This window comes from Nostocoides australiense Ben110 (assembly GCF_001050535.1).
Classification (GTDB): domain Bacteria; phylum Actinomycetota; class Actinomycetes; order Actinomycetales; family Dermatophilaceae; genus Nostocoides_A; species Nostocoides_A australiense.
In genome coordinates, this window is record NZ_HG764815.1 from 2,337,811 (window position 1) to 2,345,647 (window position 7,837).

Consider the following 7,837-nt stretch of genomic DNA (forward strand, 5'->3'; position numbering starts at 1 on the left):
TGGTGAGGCGGTTGCGCTGCATGGGGGTGGCTCCTGGGACTGCTCGTAAAGGGATTGGGGGAGAAGGATTTCCGGCGGTCTTCCCGGTGGGGTGATCAGGCGGCGAGGAAGTGCTCGTGCAGGACGCGGTGCCACTTCAGGTCGGGCAGCTCGGGTCGGACGGCCCGCAGGCCGGTGCCGTACTTGCTCACGCGCACGGGGCGGTGCCCCATCCGCCAGAGCGCCCGGTCGACGACCGACGGAGAGGTGGTGCCCTTGGTCTCGACGATGACGAGGTCCGGCAAGGTCAGGTGCGTGCCACCGGGCGCGTGCCACTCGAGGTCGGTGTCGATGGTGGCCCGGGTGGCCGGCACCCCCGGCGCTGTCGTGGCCAGCGTCGTGCGGCGGTAGCGGGTGATCAGCGTCGGGACCAGCTCCGCGGCAGCAACATCGGGCACGAGCGCGTCGGCGAGCAGGCCGTCGACATAGGCCACCGCCACGGGGTCGAGCCGGGTGTCGAGGATCTCGGGGTGTTCGATGCGGTTCTTGACAGTGGTGCCGCGCGGGCCGCGGGTCTTGACCTCCAGGTAACTCGCGCCGCTGTCCAGATAGGTCCGCGTCCGCACCTTGAACCGCCGCCGCCGTTTCTGGCCCGCACCCCGGAAGCTCGCCAGGTCGGCGGTGTCCCAGTAGGTCGATCGGTAGCCGAACTCGCGGCTCCCGTCGATCTCCAGGGCCCGGGTGCGGTTGCCGGCCTGGGTGGTGGCCAGCCGGCCCGCCAGCGCGCCAAGGGCGGCGCGCGGGACGACATACTTCCGGTCCACCCGGGTGAGCATCTCGGCGGCGCCGATCAGCTCCGGGAGCGAGATCGGGTCGAGGTCACGCAGATCGGTCATGCGCTGAAAGGGCTGGTATGCCGCGACGGTAACGGTGGTCATCGGGTCACCTCGGCCGCGGGGGCGAGCGCCCGGGCGCCGGTCGCCGGCGTGTAGCGGACCTCGACGGTCGTGGTGTCGTTGACGAGGTCGGTCTTGACGACGCTGACCGTGGACACCTCCGTGCCGAGCACGCGTTCGACGTGGGCGCGGGCGGCCGTCACGTCGCCGTATGCCCGGTCGAGCACCATGGTCTGGCGCTCGGTCTTGCGCGAGACGGCCGGGTGGTCGCCGATGAGGAAGACGGCGACGAGCAAGCCCATCAGGGCCGCGACGAGCGGGACGTTCGTGCTACCCAGCCCGCCGAGCAGTCCGAGGGCGAGGGCGGCGAAGTAGTAGGCCACCTCGGTGTTGCTCAGTTCCTCCGAGCGCAGCCGGATGATCGACAAGACCCCGAAGAGCCCCAGACCCAGACCTGCGCTGACCGTGGAGGTGGCCAGGGCCGACGCGACGGCGAGGACACCGACGTTGACGCCGAGGTAGGCGACGATCAGGTCGCGGCGTCCGTGGCGGGGCAGGAAGAGGGCGAAGACGAGGGCCGTGATGGCGATCAGGTCGGCGCCGATGAGGATCGGGTTCATGGTCGTGGCTCCTGGTGTGTCTGTTGGCGTTTCGTGCCGTGGTGACACCTATTTCGCCCGGCCAACCCATCGAGACCCCCAGCAACACCTGTGCCCCACCTGTGAACTGCACCCCACGAAGTTCTGCGCTCCTCCGTCGCTCCGATACTTCGCGGGGACACCGAAACGTCACCCCACGGAGCGCACCCCCGTCGAGTGAGCGCGACACGCCCATGGTCCGGCCCGGAACTGGGCGTGTCGCGCTCACTCGACAGAGGTGGTCTCGGGTGTCGCGCGGGGGAGCCGGACCATGGCGCGGAGGCAAATAGACTGACCGGCATGTCCGAACTGACCCGCGCCGACGTGGCGCACCTGGCCGGGCTGGCCCGCATCGCGCTGTCCGACGCCGAACTGGACAAGATGGTGGGCGAGCTGGGGATCATCCTCGAGTCCGTCGCGACGGTGCAGAACGCCCCGATCGCCGACGTGGCGCCGATGTCGCACCCGATGCCGCTGATGAACGTCACCCGCCCCGACGAGGTCCGCCCGTCGCTGACCCCGCAGGCCGCCCTGGCCGGAGCGCCCGAGCAGGACGAGCAACGCTTCTCCGTGCCCCGCATCCTGGACGAAGACTGATCTCTGGACCAAGCAGACTGAGCGGACGAGGACGAAAACCTAACTGTGACAAACGAAATCATCACTTCCAGCGCTGCCGACCTGGCTGCCCGCCTGGCCGCCGGCGAGATCTCCTCCGTCGAGGTCACCCAGGCGCACCTGGACCGCACCTCCGCCGTCGACGGCGCCGTGCACTCCTATCTGCACGTGGACTTCGACGGCGCCCTGGCAACCGCCCGCGAGATCGACACCCGCCGCGCTGCGGGCGAGCAATTGCACCCCCTGGCCGGCGTGCCGATCGCGGTCAAGGACGTCATGACCACCAAGGGCCTGCCGACGACCTGCGGCTCGCGCATCCTCCAGGGCTGGATCCCGCCCTACGACAGCACGGTCGTCGCGCACCTCAAGGCCGCCGGCATGCCGATCCTCGGCAAGACCAATATGGACGAGTTCGCGATGGGCTCCTCCACCGAGCACTCGGCATACGGTCCCTCGCACAACCCGTGGGACCTCGAGCGCATCCCCGGCGGCTCCGGCGGCGGCTCGTCCTCGGTGCTCGCGAGCTTCCAGGCGCCGCTGGCCACCGGCACCGACACGGGCGGCTCGATCCGCCAGCCCGCGGCCGTCACCGGCACGGTCGGCACCAAGCCGACCTACGGCGGCGTCTCCCGCTATGGCCTTGTCGCACTTGCCAGTTCGCTCGACCAGGCCGGCCCATGCGCCCGCACCGTCCTCGACACCGCCATGCTGCACGAGGTTATGGCCGGCTACGACCCGATGGACTCCACCTCCATCGACGAGCCCGTCCCGGCCATCGTCGACCCCCCCCCGCCGCGCCGACGTCGCGGGGCTGCGCATCGGCATCGTCAAAGAACTGACCGGCGAGGGTTTCCAGGCCGGGGTGCAGCAGCGCTTCGACGAGTCCGTCCAGCATCTCGTCGACGCCGGCGCCGAGATCGTCGAGGTCTCCTGCCCCAGCTTCACCTACGCGCTCGCGACCTACTACCTCATCCTGCCCTCCGAGGCGAGCAGCAATCTCGCGAAGTTCGACGCCATGCGCTACGGGCTGCGCGTGCCGCCGGAGGACATCGACGACCCGAGCGCCGAGCAGGTCATGGCCGCCACCCGTGATGCCGGCTTCGGCGACGAGGTCAAGCGCCGGATCATTCTCGGCACCTATGCGCTCTCCAGCGGCTACTACGACGCCTACTACGGCTCCGCTCAGAAGGTGCGCCGCCTGATCTCCGACGAGTTCACGGCCGCGTTCGAGAAGGCCGACGTCCTCGTCAGCCCGACGGCGCCGACGACGGCGTTCAAGCTCGGCGACAAGCTCGATGACCCGATGGCGATGTACCTCAACGACATTGCCACCATCCCGGCCAACCTGGCCGGCATCCCCGGCATGTCGCTGCCGAGCGGGCTGGCACCCGAGGACGGCCTGCCGGTCGGTTTTCAGATCCTCGCGCCCGCCATGCAGGACCAGCGGTTGTATGCCGTCGGCGCCGCCCTCGAGGCCCGCCTCCTGCACGCCTGGGGTGCCCCGCTCCTTGCGTCCGCACCCGATCTCACCGCTGTAGCGAAGGGGACCTCCCGATGACCCAGGCGACGACGGACGCGACGCTCTCCTATGACGAGGCGCTGGCGGCATACGACCCGGTGATGGGTCTGGAGGTGCACGTCGAACTCGGCACCAAGACCAAGATGTTCTGCGGGTGCGCGACAACCTTTGGCGCAGAACCCAATTCGCAGGTCTGCCCGGTCTGTCTCGGCCTGCCCGGGGCGCTGCCGGTCGTCAACGAGAAGGGCGTCGAAGGCGCGATCCGCATCGGTCTCGCCCTCAACTGCGAGATCGCGCAGTGGTGCCGGTTCGCCCGGAAGAACTACTTCTATCCGGACATGCCCAAGAACTTCCAGACCTCGCAATACGACGAGCCCATCTCCTATGACGGCTGGCTCGACGTCGAACTCGAGGACGGGACGGTCTATCGCGTCGAGATCGAGCGCGCGCACATGGAGGAGGACACCGGCAAGTCGTTGCACGTCGGCGGATCCACCGGCCGCATCCACGGCGCCACCCATTCGTTGGTCGACTACAACCGCGCCGGCATACCGCTGATCGAGATCGTCACCAAGCCCATGGTCGGGGCGGGGGAACGGGCACCAGAGATCGCCCGCGCCTATGTCGCGACGCTGCGTGACCTGATCAAGGCGCTCGGCGTCTCGGACGTCAAGATGGAGCAGGGCTCGATGCGCTGCGACGTCAATCTCTCGCTGATGCCCAAGGGCAGCAACACGTTCGGCACGCGCAGCGAGACCAAGAATGTCAACTCGCTGCGGTCGGTCGAGCGTGCGGTGCGCTACGAGATCCAGCGTCATGCGGCCGTCCTGCAGTCCGGCGGTGCGGTCACCCAGGAGACGCGCCACTGGCACGAGGACACCGGCATCACCACTGCCGGGCGGGAGAAGTCGGACGCGGAGGACTACCGCTATTTCCCCGAGCCGGACCTGGTGCCGATCGCCCCGTCCCGCGAGAGCGTCGAGGCGTTGCGAGCGACCCTGCCCGAGCCGCCCGCGGCGCGGCGCAAGCGGCTCCAATCCGCCTGGGGCTACAGCGATCTCGAGATGCGCGATGTCGTCAACGCCGGTCTGGTCGAGCTCATCGACGAGACGGTGACGGCCGGCGCGTCACCGGCCGGCGCCCGCAAGTGGTGGTCGGGTGAGATCGCCCGGCGCGCCAACGGCGAGGGCACCGATGTCCCGTCGTATGCCGCGCAGCTGGGCGTCACTCCGGCTCACGTCGTCGAGTTGGAGTCGCTCGTCACGGCCGGCCGGCTCAACGACTCGATGGCCCGCCAGGTCTGGGAAGGCGTGCTCGGCGGCGAGGGCGCCCCGACCGCCGTTGCCGATGCCCGCGGACTGGAGCTGGTGCAGGACACCGGCGCCCTCGACGCGGCGGTGGAGAAGGTCATCGCCGCGAATGCCGATGTGGCGCAAAAGGTTCGCGACGGCAAGGTGCAGGCCGCGGGCGCCCTCATCGGCCAGGTGATGAAGGAGATGAAGGGCCAGGCCGACGCGGCGGCGGTCCGCGAACTCATCCTCGCCAAGCTCACGTAGGCATCCCACGAAGTTCTCCGCTCCTGCGTCGCTCCCGGGCTTCGCGGAACTCCGGAGAGCGGACCCCGCGCCCGGCGGGAAGGCTTGCATTTGGCGCCTCCTTCGGTGGTAATCTGGAATCACTCCAGAAAAACCACCGAAGGAGCTTCATCGCATGGCCCTCATCAACACCCCGATCAAGCCGTTCACGGCGCAGGCGTTCCACAACGGCGAATACGTCGAGGTGAGCGAGAAGGACGTCCTCGGCAAGTGGGCGATCTTCTTCTTCTACCCGGCCGACTTCACCTTCGTCTGCCCGACCGAACTCGGCGACCTCGCCGACCAGTACGACGAGCTGCAGCAGCTCGGCGTCGAGGTCTACTCCGTCTCCACCGACACCCACCACGTGCACGCCGCGTGGCACAAGGAGTCCGAGACCGTCGGCAAGATCAAGTACTTCATGCTCGGTGACCCCTCCGGCGTCATCACCAACAACTTCGAGAACATGCGCGAGGGTCAGGGCCTGGCCGACCGCGCCACCTTCCTCGTCGACCCCGACGGCATCATCCAGGTCATGGAGGTCACCTGCGAGGGCGTCGGCCGCAACGCCGCCGAACTCGTCCGCAAGGTCAAGGCCGCCCAGTATGTCCGCAACCACCCGGGCGAGGTTTGCCCCGCCAAGTGGGAAGAGGGCGCGGACACCCTCAAGCCGTCCATCGACCTCGTCGGCAAGATCTGAGGCTGAGTAGACCCATGCTCGACCCGGCACTGAAAGACCAGCTGCGGACCTATCTGACCAACGTCCGGCAGCCGATCGAGCTCGTCAGCTCGCTCGACGACTCGGCGAAATCCATGGAGATGGCCGAGTTGCTCGACGAGATCGCCGGGCTGAGCGAGCAGGTCACGCACGTCCGGAACGGGGCCGACGCCCGTCGTCCCTCGTTCCGGATCGTGCGGGCCGGCACCGACGTGCACGTGACCTTCGCCGGCATACCGCTCGGCCACGAGTTCACGTCGCTCGTCCTGGCCCTGCTGCACGTCGGCGGCCACCCGCCGAAGGTGGACGAGGACACGGCAGAGCAGGTCAAGGCGCTGGCCAAACCACTGCACTTCGAGACCTATATGTCGTTGTCGTGCCAGAACTGCCCGGACGTGGTGCAGGTGCTCAACATCATGAGCGTCCTGAACCCGGAGCACATCTCGCACACTGCGATCGAGGGCGGCCTCTTCCAGGACGAGGTCGCCGACAAGGGCATCCAGGCCGTCCCCACCGTCTACCTCAACGGCGAACTCTTCGACTCCGGCCGGATGTCGCTGGAGCAGATCCTCGGCAAGGTCGACGAGCACGCCGACACCAAGGCTGCCGCCAAGATCGACGCGATGGCGCCCTTCGGGGTCCTGATCATCGGCGGCGGTCCCGCCGGCGCCAGCGCGGCGATCTATACGGCGCGCAAGGGAATTCGGACCGGCATCGTTGCCGAACGCTTCGGCGGGCAGCTCAACGACACGATGGCGATCGAGAACTACCCGAGCGTCTCGCATACCGAGGGTCCGCGGATGGCGGCCGATCTCGAGGCCCACGTGCGGTCGTATGGCGTGGAGGTCGTCCTCGGCCAGCACGCCGCGAAACTCGTCCCGGCCGAGCAGCCCGGGGGCTATCACCGCGTCGAACTCGCCTCTGGCGCAACGCTGCAAGGGCGCACGGTCATCATCGCGACCGGTGCCCGGTGGCGGACGATGGGCTGCACCGGCGAGGAGGACTACCGCAACAAGGGCGTCACCTTCTGCCCCCACTGCGACGGGCCGCTCTTCAAGGGCAAGCGCGTCGCCGTCATCGGCGGCGGCAACTCGGGCATCGAGGCCGCGATCGACCTGGCCGGCATCGTCGGCCATGTGACGGTCGTGGAGTTCCTCGACCAGTTGCGCGCTGACGACGTCCTCGTCGACAAACTCGCGAGCCTGCCCAACACCGAGGTCCGGCTGGGCCGGCGCACCACGGCCGTCGTCGGTGACGGCGCCAAGGTTACCGGTCTGACCACCGAACCACGCGAGGGCGGCGACGCCGAGAGCATCGACCTCGACGGCGTCTTCGTCCAGATCGGCCTTCTGCCCAACGCCGAATGGGTCAAGGGCACGCTCGAGGTCAGCGACCGCGGCGAGATCGTCGTCGACGAGCGCTGCGTCACCTCCGTCCCCGGCGTCTTCGCCGCCGGAGACGTCACGGTCATTCCGTTCAAGCAGATCACGATCGCCAGCGGCACGGGAGCAACGGCAGCCCTCTCGGCCTTCGACTACCTCATCCGCACCCCGGCCCCGGAGCCGACGGCGGAGGAGCCCGCACTCGCCGGCTGAGTCGAGTCACGGCATACGACGAGGGGCCCGGACCGATCGGTCCGGGCCCCTCGCGCGATCTTCCCGGGGTTCAGCGGCGGCCGCCGCCGAGGAGACCACCGAGGATGTCGCCGATGATGGAGCCGCCACCGGCGGACTGGGTCTTGTTGCTTGTGCTCGACGCAGCGCCGCCGAGGACGTCCTTGAGGATCGCGTCGAGGTTGGGCTGCTGACCGCTGCCGGCCTGGGTGTTCTGCTGGGTCGGCTGCTGGACCTCGTCGGGGAAGACGTTGGTGTCCTGCGGCTGGCTCTGCTGCGAACCGC

Annotated in this window: 6 protein-coding genes and 2 pseudogenes; 5 read left to right on the plus strand and 3 right to left on the minus strand. The window is 68.7% G+C overall.

The features are described 5' to 3' along the window. Window positions 1-95: 95 nt before the first annotated feature. Window positions 96-917, minus strand: coding sequence for a polyphosphate polymerase domain-containing protein (locus BN11_RS11225; RefSeq protein ID WP_083433697.1), 822 nt, complete (start codon window positions 915-917; stop codon window positions 96-98). Next, entirely contained in the window at window positions 914-1,495 is a 582-nt protein-coding gene (locus BN11_RS11230; RefSeq protein ID WP_048697687.1) for a DUF4956 domain-containing protein, read from the minus strand. Before BN11_RS11230 ends, BN11_RS11225 begins: the two co-directional genes overlap by 4 nt. A gap of 318 nt (window positions 1,496-1,813) precedes the next feature. Between BN11_RS11230 and gatC the strand changes: the two genes are divergently transcribed. From gatC to ahpF, 5 genes and pseudogenes are all read left to right on the plus strand, one after another. Then, entirely contained in the window at window positions 1,814-2,110 is a 297-nt protein-coding gene (gatC, locus tag BN11_RS11235; RefSeq protein WP_048697690.1) for an Asp-tRNA(Asn)/Glu-tRNA(Gln) amidotransferase subunit GatC, read from the plus strand. A gap of 45 nt (window positions 2,111-2,155) precedes the next feature. Further along, window positions 2,156-3,686 (plus strand): annotated as a pseudogene (gene gatA, locus BN11_RS11240) (Asp-tRNA(Asn)/Glu-tRNA(Gln) amidotransferase subunit GatA). After that, window positions 3,683-5,203, plus strand: coding sequence for an Asp-tRNA(Asn)/Glu-tRNA(Gln) amidotransferase subunit GatB (gene gatB, locus BN11_RS11245; protein WP_048697693.1), 1,521 nt, complete (start codon window positions 3,683-3,685; stop codon window positions 5,201-5,203). The pseudogene gatA and the gene gatB overlap by 4 nt, the downstream one beginning before the upstream one ends. A 154-nt stretch (window positions 5,204-5,357) precedes the next feature. Beyond that, complete coding sequence (gene ahpC / locus BN11_RS11250; RefSeq protein ID WP_048697696.1) at window positions 5,358-5,921, plus strand: alkyl hydroperoxide reductase subunit C; 564 nt, start codon at window positions 5,358-5,360, stop codon at window positions 5,919-5,921. 14 nt (window positions 5,922-5,935) lie between these two features. Further along, window positions 5,936-7,534 (plus strand): alkyl hydroperoxide reductase subunit F, encoded by a 1,599-nt coding sequence (ahpF, locus tag BN11_RS11255; protein WP_048697698.1) that lies wholly within the window; start codon window positions 5,936-5,938, stop codon window positions 7,532-7,534. 70 nt (window positions 7,535-7,604) lie between these two features. Here the strand turns inward: ahpF and BN11_RS23685 are convergent. Beyond that, a pseudogene (locus tag BN11_RS23685) lies at window positions 7,605-7,837 on the minus strand (hypothetical protein); the annotation flags it as partial.

What these genes read in the sequence shown, in the direction of transcription:
- gatB (WP_048697693.1), top strand. Translation starts at nt 3,683, where the DNA reads ATGACCCAGGCGACGACGGACGCGACGCTCTCCTATGACGAGGCGCTG.
- BN11_RS11225 (WP_083433697.1), bottom strand. Translation starts at nt 917, where the DNA reads ATGACCACCGTTACCGTCGCGGCATACCAGCCCTTTCAGCGCATGACC.
- gatC (WP_048697690.1), top strand. Translation starts at nt 1,814, where the DNA reads ATGTCCGAACTGACCCGCGCCGACGTGGCGCACCTGGCCGGGCTGGCC.
- BN11_RS11230 (WP_048697687.1), bottom strand. Translation starts at nt 1,495, where the DNA reads ATGAACCCGATCCTCATCGGCGCCGACCTGATCGCCATCACGGCCCTC.
- ahpC (WP_048697696.1), top strand. Translation starts at nt 5,358, where the DNA reads ATGGCCCTCATCAACACCCCGATCAAGCCGTTCACGGCGCAGGCGTTC.
- ahpF (WP_048697698.1), top strand. Translation starts at nt 5,936, where the DNA reads ATGCTCGACCCGGCACTGAAAGACCAGCTGCGGACCTATCTGACCAAC.